Origin of the sequence: Hwangdonia lutea (assembly GCF_032814565.1) — a bacterium.
In the GTDB taxonomy this organism is placed as follows: Bacteria; Bacteroidota; Bacteroidia; order Flavobacteriales; family Flavobacteriaceae; genus Hwangdonia; species Hwangdonia lutea.
Genome location: NZ_CP136521.1, coordinates 2041832 through 2056131 on the forward strand (window position 1 = coordinate 2041832; position 14300 = coordinate 2056131).

Below are 14300 nucleotides of genomic sequence, written 5' to 3' on the forward strand. Positions count from 1 at the left end.
TAAAAACACATAACATGGCACACGAACATAAATTAGAAATTTTTAGAGGTTTATTAAAGTTTAAATCCAACACACAAAAAATTTGGGGTGTATTAATCTTATTATCGCTTGTAACAGCCGTAGAGGTTGTTTTGGGTATTTACAAACCAGAAATTTTAATGGTTGAGGTTTTAAACATGAAAGCCTTAAACTGGATATTCATTATCTTAACGGTTGTAAAGGCCTATTACATTACTTGGGATTTTATGCACATGCGCGATGAAACCAAAGCGCTAAGACGTATGGTGGTTTGGACAGGAACCATTTTGATACTGTATTTAATATTTATCCTATTGCAAGAAGGCGGATACGTTTTTGATGTTTTTAAAGACGGATTTGTAAAACACGATTTTTAAAATTATAAAAGTTTTTTTCGAATATATTGTTTGTATTCGAAGTGTTAAATAGAGTTATAAAGGCGGTTATTCAACTGCCTTTATTTATTTTTGTAAACCAATAATTTGGGTGATTTAAAGGTGATTAAATAATGGATTATAAAAAAATTAGCCGCTATCTCGTTTTAGGAGTTTTATTCTTTCTTCCCGTAACTTTTTTACTTTTTTTGTACCCGGCAACGCACAATTACGAACCCTTAGAAGTGGTAAATAAAAACGTATCGGATTTACGGGCTTTTACATCAGATTCCAAGGATTCCATTGTTTTAAAAGATCACATAACCGTTTTGGGTTTTTTAGGAAACAACCCCATGGATAAGCTGATTGCAAACTCCAACTTAAAAGAATTGGTGTACGATAAGTTTAAAGGTTTTAAACGATTTCAAATTGTAATAGTGGCGCCCAAAGGGACTGAAGCTGTTGTTAAAGACCTTAAAAGGGAAATCGCTTCGTACGAAGATTTAAAATACTGGCATTTTGTGTTTGGCGAACCCACCGATATTCAGCGCTTGTTTTTTAGCTTAAAATCGAAAGTGAATCTGAAGGCGGATTTGTCATCAAACCATGTGTTTATTGTTGATAAAGATTTAAGCCAACGCGGAAGATTGGATGATAGAACCGACAGGGAAATAGAAAAAAACAAACCGGTTTACGGATTAAATTCCTATGATTGTATTGAGGTTGCCGAAATTAAAAATAAAATGAGTGACGATTTGCGTATTTTATTTACGGAGTACAGGCAAAAACGAAAAGGCGAATTTAACTCGGATACACGAAGAGCAAACGATTTAAAAGCAGAAATTAATTGAGTTTGTTTGTCTTTCCTGCGAAGGCAGGAATCCACTTTAAAGTAATTAAGTTTAATTGAATAGCCCCCTCCTTTGAGGGAATCACAAAAATCATAAAATGAAAAAAAACAATTATTCATACATAGGCATCGCATTTATAATACTTGTTTTCGGAATCATTTTTATTCCCAGAATAATAGATAGAATTTCAAATAACGATGTAACACGCAACGAAAGCAGAAGCGATTTTGCCGAGGATAATAAAACATCGGTTTCAGATTTATCATTTATCATAATTAATGGCGAACCCAAAAAAGTGCCTGCATTTTCATTTACAAATCAAAACGGTAAAACCATTACCAATAAAGATTATGAAGGTAAGGTTTACGTTATCGAATTTTTCTTTACAACCTGCCCAACCATTTGCCCAAGAATGAATAGAAATATGGTTGATATTCAAAATGAATTTAAAGGTTTTGAGGATTTTGGCGTCGCATCTTTTACAATAAATCCCGATCACGATACCCCCGAGGTTCTTAAAGAATATGCCGATAAATATGGCGTAACAAACCCAAATTGGCATTTAATGACTGGCGATAAAATCACTATTTATAAACTGGCCAACGAAGGCTTTAATTTATATACAGGCGAAAATGAAGCGGTTGAAGGCGGTTTTGAACATTCAGGAAATTTTGCCTTAATTGATAAAAACGGATTTATTCGCTCCAGAAAAGACCAATTTGGAAACCCCATAATTTATTACCGAGGTATTGTATCTGAGGAAGAACAAGTTGATGAAGATGGTATAAAAGAAGAAATTAGCGCCTTAAAAGAAGATATTAAAAAATTGCTTAACGAATAAATTAACGTCATTCGATGTGTCACACCGAGCGCAGTAGAAGTGCAAAGCGAAGAACTTTTAAAAAATGAATAATCAAGACCCTATTTTAGACGATAAAAAATACAATAAGTTAATTGTTGTATTGTCCATTGTTATCCCCATTATTGTAGCAGCCTTGTTTAGCGTACGTATTCCAAATGTTGAACCTTTAAGTTTTTTGCCGCCAATTTACGCTACCATAAACGGATTAACAGCCGTAATTTTGGTTATCGCCGTTATTGCTATCAAAAAGAAAAATAGAGTGCTTCACGAAAATTTAATGACCACCGCTATTTGGTGTTCAGCATTGTTTTTGCTTATGTACATGGCGTATCACATGACCAGCGATTCTACAAAATTTGGAGGCGAAGGCTTTATAAAATACGTGTATTACTTTATTTTGCTAACCCATATTGTACTGTCTATCGCCGTTGTACCATTCGTATTAATTACATATGCTAGAGCCATTACAAACAATTTTGAGAAACATAAAAAAATAGCAAGAATTACATTTCCGTTATGGCTTTATGTTGCCGTTACGGGCGTTATTGTTTATATTATGATTTCGCCTTATTATTAAAAGAACTCTAAGTTGTCTTGTTAGTTATCGGGATAACCCCAATGGAGTTCTTGGGCTTTAAAAACTTAATTATGAAACGTAAAATCATCTTACTTTTATTTTCTTTCCTCTTTTTTTTAGAGACCAATGCGCAATGCGCTATGTGTCGCGCTGTTTTAGAAAGCGAAGAAGGGCAATCCGCAGCCAAAGGAATTAACGATGGCATTGTGTACCTCATGGCGGTTCCTTATATTTTGGTGTTTGGCATAGGCTTTTTTATATATAAGAAATATAATACGTTAAAAAAGTAATAAAAACTTTTTTTAACTTAAATTGTAACATTTCTTTGTAACAGCAGTCTAACTGCAAAGCGCTTTAACTTAAAACCAATCATAGTCTATGTTAAAAATCAGTCAGCTCCACAAGTCCTATCCCATAGGCGATTCCAGTTTGCATGTTTTAAAAGGTATCGATCTTTCTGTTGAAGAAGGAGAAATGGTTGCCATAATGGGCTCTTCGGGTTCAGGAAAATCTACATTACTTAATATTATTGGTATGTTAGATGAAGCTGATGAAGGCGAATATATCCTGGACGGATTACCCATAAAAGACCTTACCGAAAAAAAAGCGGCCGTTTACAGAAATAAATTTTTAGGATTTATTTTTCAGTCTTTCAATCTTATCAACTATAAAAATGCCCTTGAAAATGTGGCACTTCCGCTTTATTACCAAGGCATGAAACGTAAACAACGTCAGGAATTGGCCTTGTTTCATTTAGAAAAAGTAGGTTTAGCAGATTGGGCACAACATTTGCCAAAAGAACTTTCGGGTGGGCAAAATCAACGTGTTGCCATTGCAAGAGCCTTGGCTGCAAACCCCAAACTATTATTAGCCGATGAGCCAACAGGAGCGTTAGATACTAAAACCTCCTACGAAATTATGGAATTCATCCAACAATTAAACGATGAAGGCAAAACTATTTTGATGGTAACACACGAAGAAGATATTGCCAACATGTGCAAACGTATTGTGAGGCTGCGCGATGGCGTTATTATGGAAGATAAAAAAGTACAACAGGTTAGAGCAGAACAGTATGTTTGATTTAGACCTTTGGCGCGAAATATTTCAAAGTATCAATAAAAACAGAACCCGAAGCTTGTTGTCTGGGTTTACTGTGGCGTTTGCCATATTGTTGTTTACTATTCTTTTTGGTATCGCCAATGGATTGAAAAACACATTTGCTGAAGCTTTTGTCGATGATGCCAATAACTCCATATTTATCAGATCTGGTAATACTACAAAAGCACATAAAGGACTTCAGGCAGGACGACGTATTCAGTTTAAAAACGAGGATTTTGATTATGTAAAAGATGAGTTTGGTAATAAAGTTGAATTTATTACAGCACGAATTTATAAAAATGCACAGGCCTCTTTTCGGAACGAACAAAATAATTACAGTTTAAGGGCCGTACATCCCGACCATCAATTTTTAGAAAAAACGAAAATAAAGGAAGGTCGGTATATCAACCAAAGCGATTTACAAAACAGGACAAAGGTTGTTGTTATTGGAAGATTGGTTGAAGAAGATTTGTTTTTAAAAACAACAGCCTTAGGGAAATATATTAATCTAAACGGCATTCAGTATAAAGTTGTGGGCGTTTTTACAGATGATGGTGGCGATAACGAAGAGCGCATTATTTATATGCCTGTAACCACGGCGCAACATCTTTATGGCAACAACGATTATATCGATCAAATAAACCTTACTTACAATCCAAAAATGGGTTACGATGAAGCTTTGGCTTTTAGTAATCTATTAACACGAAAATTAAAAGACCGTTTTTCTGTTGCCCGAAGCGATCAAAGAGCCGTTAGGGTTCGTAATATGGCAGAAGGTACTAAACAGGTAAACGCCCTAACCGGAGGATTAACCGTAATAATTTTAGTTATTGGCTTTGGTACTTTAATAGCAGGAATTGTGGGCATAAGTAATATTATGATTTTTATTGTTAAGGAGCGCACCAAAGAAATTGGTATTCGTAAGGCATTAGGGGCTTCACCACGATCTATAGTGTCTATCATTTTAATAGAATCTATTCTAATAACAGCCATGGCGGGTTATGTAGGCTTGGTAATTGGTGTTGGCGTTTTGGAACTTGTAAAACCCTATTTGGTAGACTATTTTATAAAAGACCCAGGTGTAAGCAATAGCCTTGTAATTGGCGCAACCATTACGCTTATTACCGCAGGCGCTATTGCAGGATATTTACCCGCAAAAAAAGCATCGAAAATTAAACCTATTGTAGCATTAAGAGACGATTAATTATGTTTAAATTTTTATTCGATAGAGACACATGGCAAGAAGTTTACGATAGCTTTAGTAAAAATAAACTAAGGTCTATTCTTACTATGGTTGGTGTTTGGTGGGGCATATTATTGTTAATTGGGTTGTTGGGTTCTGCAAAAGGTTTGGAAAATTCATTTAACCGATTATTCGGGAGTTTTGCCACCAACAGTGTTTTTGTTTGGGGACAAAGTACAAGCAAACCATTTAAAGGTTTTCAAGAGGGCAAGCAGGTTCGGTTAACATTGTCTGATGCTAAAAAAGTAGAAGAAAACGTTGAAGGCATTGAGTTTGTCGTTCCCCGAAATCAAAATCAAGCCCAAGTTATTCGTAATTTCCTATCGGGTAGTTTTAGCATCAATGGCGATTATCCGCTATTGGACCAAGTTCAAAAGAAAAAATTAATCCACGGCAGGTTTATCAATCAGAACGATATAGATGACAATAAAAAGATAGCCGTCATTTCAGAAGAAATATATAAACAGTTATTTGAAAAAGACGAAGAGGTTATTGGCGAATACATTCAAATAAATAGCATCAACTTTAAAGTGGTGGGCATGTTTGAAAACGGCAATGTCAACATGGGGCCTACGTCTGATATTCATATACCTTTTACCACCTTTCAACAAATATACAATCAAGGTGACCGCATTGGTTGGATGATGATAACCGGAAAGCCCGAATACGACATCAAACAAATTGAAAACGACGCTAAACTGTTACTGAAAAACCTTAACAGTATTCACCCCAACGATAAGCGTGCTTTTGGGAGTTTTAATCTCGGTAAAGAATTTGCTAAGGTCACGGGGTTTTTAATCGGCATGCAATTTTTAACCTGGTTTGTGGGTATAGCCACCTTAATTGCTGGCGTATTTGCCATTGGTAATATTTTGCTTATTACCGTTAAGGAACGCACCAAGGAAATTGGTGTACGTCGTGCTTTGGGAGCCACACCTTTTGAGATTAAAAGACAGATTGTGGTCGAGGCTATATTTTTAACCTTATTGGCTGGATTGTTAGGTATTATTTCTGGTGGGTGGATTTTAATTTTATTAGACCACTTTTTCGGACAAGGAGCAGACGCCGCCATTGTAAACGCATCAGTCTCTATCGCCGTTGTATTTATTGCATTAATAATATTAGTGGTATTAGGGACTTTAATAGGCTTAATTCCGGCATTTAAAGCCACGAGTATAAAACCAATTGAAGCATTAAGAGAAGAATAAACAATCAAAAAAAATGAACAAAACAGTAAAGATTATTTTTGGAATAGTTGCTATTATAGCATTGGCATTCGTTTTAAAGTATTTTAAAGATGCCAACTCAAAATCTATTGAAGATTTTAAAGTGGAGGAACCATTTTTCACATCCATCAACACCAAAGCGGTGGCAACAGGCAAATTAAACCCTGAGGAAGAGATTGAACTGAAACCTCAAATATCTGGAATTGTTGATAAAATTCTTGTTGAAGAAGGCGATATTGTTAGTAAAGGCGATTTGATTGCAAAAATTAGAGTGGTGCCAAACGAGCAAAGTTTGGTTAGTGCCAAAAGCCGCATTTCGTCTTCAAAATTATCTTATGATAATGCCAAAACACTATATGATAGAAACAAGGCCTTGTTTGAAAAAGGCGTGATTTCCCAACAAGATTTTGAAAACAGCGAACTCTCTTTCAATCAGGCAAAGGAATCACTGGCGCAGGCCCAAAATGATTATCAAATTATTAAACGAGGTTCAATTTCTGGCGGAAGTTCTGCCAATACCAACATTGTAGCCCAAATACCGGGAACTATTTTAGAAATCCCCGTGCGCGAAGGCGATCAAGTTATTCAAAGTAATAATTTTAATGCAGGAACCACCATTGCTACCATAGCCGATATGAGTAAAATGATTTTTGAAGGTAAAGTAGATGAGGCCGAAGTTGGAAAATTACAAGAAGGCAAGGAAATTAGAGTCTTGTTGGGTGCTATTACCGATAAAGAGTTTCCGGCAAAATTAACCTTTGTGGCACCAAAAGGACAAGAAGAAAACGGCGCGGTACAGTTTACCATAAAAGCCGATGTAGAGGTTGAGCAAAGCACCAATATTAGAGCAGGTTATAGCGCCAATGCCGAAATTGATATTGAGGCGAAAGACAGTGTTTTAGCAATAAGGGAGGCATTGCTGCAATACAATAGAATTACCGAAAAGCCATTTGTTGAAATATTAGATGGCGAAAATAAGTATAGAAAAGAAAATGTAACGCTTGGGTTATCCGATGGGATTAATGTTGAAATAACCGAAGGTGTAAAAGAAGGCGACAAAATTAAAGTGTGGAATAAAGCATCAAAAGATAATGAAGATGAAGATAATGATTAATTATAGTAATCTAAATATGAAAAATAGTGTTTTAGCATGCCTGCTTTTAATCGCTGTATCATCATTTTCTCAGCAAAAAAAATGGACCTTGCAAGAATCTGTAGCGCATGCCCTTGAAAATAATATTACGGTAAAACAAACTGAAAACAGTTTGCTTATAAACGAGCAGGATATTAAAGCAGCCAAAGGGCAGTTTTTACCGTCAGTTAGTGCCAGTACGGGCCATAGTTTGGGCATAGGAACACAGCGAATCGATATCGGGGAAACTCAAGTAATTGTCGATAGAACTTCAAATAGTACCAGGTTTGGAGTTGGTGCCAACCAAACTATTTTTAATGGGTTCAGACTTACCAATCTTTATAAACAATCCAACCTAAATCTCGAGATAAACAAACTAGAGCTAAGCAGAATTAAAGATGATATTGCTTTAAACGTGGTTAATGCATATTTAAACACACTGTTTAATAAAGAGAATTTGGAAACTGCAAAAGCACAATTCGATTTCAGCCAAAAACAACTTAAACAAGTACAAGATTTGGTGGACGCTGGCGTTCAACCTAAGGCTAATATTTATGATGCCGAAGCCACTTTAAGTAGAGATGCACAACAGGTTACCATTGCAGAAAACAATTATAATTTGGCACTGCTCACCTTATCGCAATTATTACAAGTACCTTTTGATGGGTTTGATGTTGAAATTATAGAAATTGATACGCCATCTGAAGCGTTGTTGTACAGCGATGTTACACCGGTTTTAAATTACGCCCTGAACAACAGAAGCGAAATTAAAATAGCAGAAAAGAACATCGAAAATGCGGAATTGAACACCGAAATATCCAAAAGTGGATTTTTGCCAAGTGTAACATTGGGTTATGGTTTTAACACGAATGCCTTCTATTCTAACATCATTAAAAACGAAGCTGCTTTTTTAGATCAATTAAATAATCAAAAATCACATAGTTTCAACTTAAGTGTAAATATCCCTATCTTTTCTAGATTTCAAAATAAAACAGCAGTTGCTAAATCTAAAATACAAGAAACCAATAGCCAATTGCGCTTAGATCAAGCCAAGTTAGATTTAGAAGCCAACATACAGCGGGCTTATACCGATGCCCAAGCCGCATTCAAAGCTTACATTGCTGCAAAAAAATCGTTGGCATCACAAGAATTGGCATTTAACAACTCGAAAGAACGTTACGATATTGGTAATATGACGGCTTTCGATTTGGAACAAGCCAGAATACAATTCATTAACGCACAGTCATCGCTAATAAATGCCAAATACGATTTTGTTTTCAAAACAAAAGTGTTGGATTTTTACATGGGTAAATCTTTAGTTGATTGATGTTTTTAGACTTTCTAAAAAAGTTTAACGTCATTGCGAAGGAGGCGCGACTGTGGCAATCTGTTTATTCTGAATCTGAAATTTAATTAAATTATAAACAGATTCTCACGTCGCACTTTGGTGCTCCTCAGAATGACCAAAATATTAGACCTGTCAGAATTCTAAAATCTGACAGGTCTTTCTTTTTTATTTATTCCTATTTTTGAAGCTCAAAAATGAACCTTATGAGTAGCACGCTTATTCTAAATATTGAAACCGCAACAACCAATTGTTCTGTCTCGCTTTCGCGGAATGGAGAAACCATTGTTTTAAAGGAAGATTACGGTAAAAATTATTCGCATGCCGAAAGATTACATGTGTATATTGATGATGTTTTAAAAGAAGCAAAAATTGATTCTACCCATTTAGATGCCATTGCCATTAGCAAAGGTCCGGGCTCTTATACCGGATTGCGTATTGGGGTTTCGGCGGCAAAGGGACTCTGTTTTGCATTGGATAAACCTTTAATTTCGGTGTCGACTTTAGAGGCTTTGGCGCATCAAGTTAAAACTAGAGATGGCGTTATTGTAGCCATGCTCGATGCCAGACGTATGGAAGTATATTCGGCTATTTACGATGCCAATTACAGTCCATTACGAGACACTCAAGCCCAAATTATTGATGAAAACGCTTTCGCGGAATATTTAGAAAACGGAAACGTGTATTTTATAGGTAATGGGGTTGAAAAAACAAAAACATGCATCAATCATCCAAACGCTGTTTTTATCGAAAACAAACTGCCTTCTTCAAAAGAAATGGGCATATTGGCTTATAACAAATACAAAAAAAACGACACCGAAGATGTCGCTTATTTTGAACCATATTACTTAAAGGATTTTGTGGCGTTAAAGCCTAAAAAGGCTTAGCCTTTTTTCTGTATTTCCACGCGATGCGGGTAAGGAATATCAATACCAGCAGCATCAAGCGCTTCTTTGGTACGTTCAATAATATCAAAATTTACTGCCCAATAATCTTCTTTATTCACCCAAACTCTCGTGAGAAAATTAATAGAGCTATCTGCCAGTTCAGATACATTTATTGTGGGTTCAGGATCTTTTAAAACGGAAGGATTGGATTGAATGACACTTAATATCACTTCTTTTGTTTTTTTAATATCGGAATCATAACCAACGCCAAAAGTAAAATCCACACGTCTTGTCGCTTCTGTACTAAAATTTGTGATGTTGCCGTTAGAGAGGCTTCCGTTGGGTATAATAATCTCTTTATTGTCGGGTGTTGTTAGTTTTGTAGTAAATATTTCAATTTCTTTAACCGTTCCGGATTCGCCTTGCGCGTTAATAAAGTCGCCAATTTTAAAGGGTTTAAAAATCATAATCAAAACACCACCGGCAAAATTACCCAACGAACCCTGTAAAGCCATGCCAATAGCTAAACCAGCGGCAGCTAAAATGGCGGCGAACGATGTGGTTTCAACACCAACCGTTCCGAGTACAACAACGATTAAAACAATTTTGAACACCCAACTTAATAGGTTCAACAAGAATTTCTGAAGGCTTTCATCGTATTCTCTTTTGCTCATTATTTTTTTTGTGGCCTTTATTATTTTTTTAATTAACCAAGAACCAATAATCCAAATAAGTATAGCTCCAAGAATTTTAAGGCCATAGTTTATGGCAAGTTCAAGCCATTTTTCTGAGTCGATGTTTTCTAAATCCATGTGTTAATTTAATTATTTAGTTAAACGAATATTGCAATAAGTGCCGCAATTGCTGGTATGCTTTGCACATAAAACAATTTAATTTGCTTTGTAGAATAAGCGCCGTAAATTCCAGCAATAGTTACACAAACTAGAAAAAACAGAGCTGTATTTATGTCTTTCTGAATGATGGCATACAGCAAACCAGCAGCCAAAAAGCCATTGTACAAGCCTTGGTTTGCGGCAAGAACCTTAGTGTCTTCGGCAAATGTTTTCGATTTTAACCCGAATGTTTTTATGCCCTTTGGTTTGGTCCAAAAAAACATTTCCAATATTAAAAAATAGACATGCTCAAAAGCTACCAAAGCCATTAAAACGATGGTTAAAAGTGTCATTCTTTTATAAATTTAATGGCATCTTTTACCTCGGTAACCGGAAGTTTACAGGCTTTGTTAACACACACATAAATAAATGTGTTTTCCGGATTAAACCGGTTTTCCAATAAAGGCATGTTGTTTTCGGTTGTGCTTGCCGCTATCAATTTATTAGGTAAATAGGTTTTATTTAACTCCGTAATTTTTTGCTTTGCATCGGCACCAACAATGGCTACTTCGTAATAAGGTTGGGCGTAATTAAGCATTAAATCGAACCAATTGGAATAACCAGACGGGTATTCCAACATTTCCGGTTTTACATTATTAAGCATGCTCATAGCGGTTTTACCGTAATGCTCGTTATCAAAATAATGTGATAATTTAAAAAGGTTTTTTGCCATAATGGAATTGCTCGCCGGAATAACATTATCGCGATATTCAATACTTCTTGAAACTAACGATTCATCTTGGTTCGAGGTGAAATAAAACATCTTGCCTTTTTCATCAAAAAAGTGATCGAAGGTGTAATTTGCCAAATCCCTTGAAACGGTTAACCAAGTTTCATCCAAAGTGCTTTCGTATAATGCTAAAAAGGCATCAATAGTAGCTGAGTAATCTTCAAGATAGCCGTTAATTGTACTTTTTCCATCTTTATAAGTGTGGTTCAATCCGCCATCTTCACGTAGCATATTATTTATGATAAAGTGGGCGTTTTTTTCCGCGGAAGCGAGGTATTCATCATTCCCAAAAACACGATAAGCATCCACATAACCTTTAAGCATTAAGGCATTCCATGAGGTTAATGTTTTGTCATCAAGTCTTGGTTTAGATTTTTTATTGCGCTCTTTTAGTAGCATTTGCTTCCATTCGCCCTTCTTTTTATTTAAGGTTTCAATAGAAATATTATGCTTTTTAACGATGGAAGCATCGTCGTCTTTTCTAATTAAAACATAATTATCATGTTCCCAAAAACCATAATTATTAACATTATAATAATCTGAAAACAGTTTAAAATCATCTTTTAAAAGGGTTTGCAATTCGTCTTTTTTCCAAACGTAAAACGCACCTTCTTCAAGTTTGCCTTCGGGTGTGTTGCTATCGGCATCAAGCGAAGAATAAAATGCACCGTTTTCGGTGGTCATATCGCGCTTAATATAGGCCAAGGTTTCGGTAACAATATCTTTGTATAGTTTGTTTTTTGTGATGAGATAAGCATCGGCATATAAACTCACCAATTGCCCATTGTCGTATAGCATTTTTTCAAAGTGAGGGATGTGCCATTTGGTATCGACGGCATAGCGTGAAAAACCACCCCCAATTTGATCGAAAACCCCGCCATAAGCTATTTTTGTTAAGGTGAGATTTACATAATCCTGCAGTTTTTTATCGTTGGTTTGGTACGCGTATCGGAGTAAAAAATGATAATTATTGGGCATCATAAATTTTGGTGCCCTATTCAAACCGCCCTGATCGTTATCAAAATGTTTAGACCAATTTTTTAAAGCTTCATCTATATAGGTTTTTTCAAAAACGGGTTCATCGGTATTTAAGCTAACCACATCCAAAGCTTTAATGCCTTGCTCTAATTTATCGGCATATTCATATAGCTTATCGGGATTTTCAGCGTAAAGTTTAGAGATTTGGGCTAGAGCATCCATCCATTGTTCTTTTTTAAAATAAGTGCCGCCCCAAACCGGTCGGCCATCGGGTAGTGCAATAACGTTGAGCGGCCAACCACCGCTCCCAGTCATAAGCTGTACGGCATTCATATACACTTGGTCTACATCTGGTCGTTCTTCTCTATCTACTTTAATATTGATGAAATTTTTGTTCATAACCTGTGCCACCAAACTGTCTTCAAAGCTTTCGTGTTCCATAACGTGGCACCAATGGCAAGCAGCATAACCTACACTGATGAGAATAAGTTTATTTTCATCCTTTGCTTTGGCCAAGGTTTTGGAATTCCACGGATTCCAGTTTACCGGGTTGTGCGCGTGTTGCAGTAAATACGGACTGGTTTCGTTTACTAGAGCGTTAGTATATTTATGTTTCATGGTTTCAGAATTCTGACCCTTACAGCTAATTAAAGAGATAAAAAAAATAGATAATAGTATGTGTTTCATGTTTCAAAGTTAGCGAATTAAACATAAATTTAATCATAAAAAAAAGCGTTCAATTAATGAACGCTTCAGTTTTAAATTATATGTAATATTAATCCACTTCGAAAGTGATTTTTAAGTTTACCCTAAATTCCGTTACATCTCCATCTTTTACAATGGCACTTTGTTCTTTTACATATACTGAACGTATGTTTTTCACACTCTTTGAAGCGTGTTTCACGGCTTTTTTAGTAGCATCTTCCCAACTTTTTTCTGAGTTCGATAAAATTTCAATTACTTTTAGTACTGCCATAATTCATTTTTTTTAAAGGTTATTATTTATCTGTTTGTTTAAAAGATACATCTTTTTTTCGACACAGATAAATTTAATAAGTCACCAATAAAAATTACGACTATTTTACCCGTTTATGGCTTCAACCATATTTACTTTTCCTGGAAGCATTTGTTTAAGCATATTTTCTATACCGCTTTTTAAGGTATAGGTTGATGATGGGCAACCACTACAAGCACCTTGTAGCATAACGCTTACGTTTTTGCTTTCGGCATCGTAAGAAATAAACTGAATGTTACCGCCATCGCTGGCTACGGCTGGTTTAACATATTCTTCTAAGATGTTAACAATTTCCTTTGAAGTATCATCTAAATTCTCAAACTGGCTGTCTAATTGCTCTGTCGATTTTTTTAAACTTTCAACAGCTTCGGGTAACACCACATCTTTTCCGTTTTCAATATAACTTCTAATAAACTCGCGAAGTTCGATATTGATGTCTTGCCATTCGGCCATATCGTATTTGGTGATAGATACGTAGTTCTCGTCTATAAAAACACTTTTAACAAACGGGAAATGAAATAATTCTGTGGCTAAAGGTGATAGTTTCGCGTCATCTATAGAGGTGAATTCAAATAACGTGGTCACTATTTTTTTGTTGGCCACAAATTTCATTACCGACGGATTTGGCGTGCTTTCGGCATATACCGTAACGGGTATCTTTTTGGGCGCATTGGATTCTTCAACCACAACACCGCCATCGTTTAAATAGGTTTCAATTTGTTCGGCCATTTCATCTTTTACATCGTCCCATTCCACAATATTGAAACGCTCTACAGCCACAAAATTACTCGTAATGTAAACCTTTTTTACAAAGGGTAAATAAAATAATTGTTGAGCTAAAGGCGATGCTTTTGCTTCGTCTATATTGTTAAACTCGAAACTTTGATGCTTGGTTATAAATTGATTTAACTCAAATTTTACTATCGCATTATTGGATGTTTCTTGCACAGAAACCTTGAAATTATTCATTTTAGCTAATTTTTTACAAAAATACTAAAAGAAAACCAAGATATGCATATATTTGAGTTTAGTGTATTTTATTTTACATGTAATTTTTTATAAATTAAATCG

16 protein-coding genes are annotated in these 14300 nt (G+C 35.5%); 11 read left to right on the top strand and 5 right to left on the bottom strand.

Annotated elements, in window-relative coordinates; genetic code table 11:
• The first annotated feature begins 14 nt into the window (after positions 1-14).
• From RNZ46_RS08820 to tsaB, 11 genes are all read left to right on the top strand, one after another.
• Positions 15-395 (top strand): cytochrome C oxidase subunit IV family protein, encoded by a 381-nt coding sequence (locus tag RNZ46_RS08820; protein ID WP_316981846.1) that lies wholly within the window; start codon positions 15-17, stop codon positions 393-395.
• Between the two features lie 131 nt (positions 396-526).
• The gene (locus RNZ46_RS08825; protein WP_316981847.1) at positions 527-1243 is read left to right on the top strand and encodes a hypothetical protein; all 717 of its coding nucleotides are present in this window, start codon (positions 527-529) and stop codon (positions 1241-1243) included.
• A 97-nt stretch (positions 1244-1340) separates the two neighbouring features.
• Entirely contained in the window at positions 1341-2084 is a 744-nt protein-coding gene (locus tag RNZ46_RS08830; protein WP_316981848.1) for an SCO family protein, read from the top strand.
• Between the two features lie 64 nt (positions 2085-2148).
• Positions 2149-2682 carry a DUF420 domain-containing protein gene (locus tag RNZ46_RS08835; RefSeq protein WP_316981849.1) on the top strand — a complete coding sequence of 178 codons (534 nt, stop codon included), beginning with the start codon at positions 2149-2151 and terminating at the stop codon, positions 2680-2682.
• A 71-nt stretch (positions 2683-2753) separates the two neighbouring features.
• Positions 2754-2972 (top strand): hypothetical protein, encoded by a 219-nt coding sequence (locus RNZ46_RS08840; protein WP_316981850.1) that lies wholly within the window; start codon positions 2754-2756, stop codon positions 2970-2972.
• 88 nt (positions 2973-3060) lie between these two features.
• Positions 3061-3762 carry an ABC transporter ATP-binding protein gene (locus tag RNZ46_RS08845; protein WP_316981851.1) on the top strand — a complete coding sequence of 234 codons (702 nt, stop codon included), beginning with the start codon at positions 3061-3063 and terminating at the stop codon, positions 3760-3762.
• Entirely contained in the window at positions 3755-4984 is a 1230-nt protein-coding gene (locus RNZ46_RS08850) for an ABC transporter permease (protein ID WP_316981852.1), read from the top strand. Before RNZ46_RS08845 ends, RNZ46_RS08850 begins: the two co-directional genes overlap by 8 nt.
• Before the next feature lie 2 nt (positions 4985-4986).
• Positions 4987-6231 (top strand): ABC transporter permease, encoded by a 1245-nt coding sequence (locus RNZ46_RS08855; protein ID WP_316981853.1) that lies wholly within the window; start codon positions 4987-4989, stop codon positions 6229-6231.
• A 13-nt stretch (positions 6232-6244) separates the two neighbouring features.
• Complete coding sequence (locus tag RNZ46_RS08860; protein ID WP_316981854.1) at positions 6245-7363, top strand: efflux RND transporter periplasmic adaptor subunit; 1119 nt, start codon at positions 6245-6247, stop codon at positions 7361-7363.
• 16 nt (positions 7364-7379) lie between these two features.
• Positions 7380-8708, top strand: a complete 1329-nt coding sequence (locus RNZ46_RS08865; RefSeq protein ID WP_316981855.1) for a TolC family protein — start codon at positions 7380-7382, stop codon at positions 8706-8708.
• 224 nt (positions 8709-8932) lie between these two features.
• Positions 8933-9613 (top strand): tRNA (adenosine(37)-N6)-threonylcarbamoyltransferase complex dimerization subunit type 1 TsaB, encoded by a 681-nt coding sequence (gene tsaB / locus RNZ46_RS08870; protein ID WP_316981856.1) that lies wholly within the window; start codon positions 8933-8935, stop codon positions 9611-9613.
• Here the strand turns inward: tsaB and RNZ46_RS08875 are convergent.
• The 5 genes from RNZ46_RS08875 to RNZ46_RS08895 form a co-directional block, all read right to left on the bottom strand.
• The gene (locus RNZ46_RS08875; protein ID WP_316981857.1) at positions 9610-10425 is read right to left on the bottom strand and encodes a mechanosensitive ion channel family protein; all 816 of its coding nucleotides are present in this window, start codon (positions 10423-10425) and stop codon (positions 9610-9612) included. The genes tsaB and RNZ46_RS08875 overlap by 4 nt on opposite strands.
• Before the next feature lie 20 nt (positions 10426-10445).
• On the bottom strand, positions 10446-10799 hold the full coding sequence (locus RNZ46_RS08880; RefSeq protein ID WP_316981858.1) for a DUF1304 domain-containing protein: 354 nt from the start codon (positions 10797-10799) through the stop codon (positions 10446-10448).
• Positions 10796-12832 carry a thioredoxin domain-containing protein gene (locus RNZ46_RS08885; protein WP_316984980.1) on the bottom strand — a complete coding sequence of 679 codons (2037 nt, stop codon included), beginning with the start codon at positions 12830-12832 and terminating at the stop codon, positions 10796-10798. Before RNZ46_RS08885 ends, RNZ46_RS08880 begins: the two co-directional genes overlap by 4 nt.
• Positions 12833-12989: 157 nt before the next feature.
• Entirely contained in the window at positions 12990-13190 is a 201-nt protein-coding gene (locus tag RNZ46_RS08890) for a dodecin family protein (protein ID WP_316981859.1), read from the bottom strand.
• A 105-nt stretch (positions 13191-13295) separates the two neighbouring features.
• Complete coding sequence (locus RNZ46_RS08895; protein ID WP_316981860.1) at positions 13296-14198, bottom strand: NifU family protein; 903 nt, start codon at positions 14196-14198, stop codon at positions 13296-13298.
• Positions 14199-14300: the final 102 nt, after the last annotated feature.

Coding starts and splice junctions, on each gene's coding strand:
- RNZ46_RS08820 (WP_316981846.1), top strand. CDS start 15: ATGGCACACGAACATAAATTAGAAATTTTTAGAGGTTTATTAAAGTTT.
- RNZ46_RS08825 (WP_316981847.1), top strand. CDS start 527: ATGGATTATAAAAAAATTAGCCGCTATCTCGTTTTAGGAGTTTTATTC.
- RNZ46_RS08830 (WP_316981848.1), top strand. CDS start 1,341: ATGAAAAAAAACAATTATTCATACATAGGCATCGCATTTATAATACTT.
- RNZ46_RS08835 (WP_316981849.1), top strand. CDS start 2,149: ATGAATAATCAAGACCCTATTTTAGACGATAAAAAATACAATAAGTTA.
- RNZ46_RS08840 (WP_316981850.1), top strand. CDS start 2,754: ATGAAACGTAAAATCATCTTACTTTTATTTTCTTTCCTCTTTTTTTTA.
- RNZ46_RS08845 (WP_316981851.1), top strand. CDS start 3,061: ATGTTAAAAATCAGTCAGCTCCACAAGTCCTATCCCATAGGCGATTCC.
- RNZ46_RS08850 (WP_316981852.1), top strand. CDS start 3,755: ATGTTTGATTTAGACCTTTGGCGCGAAATATTTCAAAGTATCAATAAA.
- RNZ46_RS08855 (WP_316981853.1), top strand. CDS start 4,987: ATGTTTAAATTTTTATTCGATAGAGACACATGGCAAGAAGTTTACGAT.
- RNZ46_RS08860 (WP_316981854.1), top strand. CDS start 6,245: ATGAACAAAACAGTAAAGATTATTTTTGGAATAGTTGCTATTATAGCA.
- RNZ46_RS08865 (WP_316981855.1), top strand. CDS start 7,380: ATGAAAAATAGTGTTTTAGCATGCCTGCTTTTAATCGCTGTATCATCA.
- tsaB (WP_316981856.1), top strand. CDS start 8,933: ATGAGTAGCACGCTTATTCTAAATATTGAAACCGCAACAACCAATTGT.
- RNZ46_RS08875 (WP_316981857.1), bottom strand. CDS start 10,425: ATGGATTTAGAAAACATCGACTCAGAAAAATGGCTTGAACTTGCCATA.
- RNZ46_RS08880 (WP_316981858.1), bottom strand. CDS start 10,799: ATGACACTTTTAACCATCGTTTTAATGGCTTTGGTAGCTTTTGAGCAT.
- RNZ46_RS08885 (WP_316984980.1), bottom strand. CDS start 12,832: ATGAAACATAAATATACTAACGCTCTAGTAAACGAAACCAGTCCGTAT.
- RNZ46_RS08890 (WP_316981859.1), bottom strand. CDS start 13,190: ATGGCAGTACTAAAAGTAATTGAAATTTTATCGAACTCAGAAAAAAGT.
- RNZ46_RS08895 (WP_316981860.1), bottom strand. CDS start 14,198: ATGAATAATTTCAAGGTTTCTGTGCAAGAAACATCCAATAATGCGATA.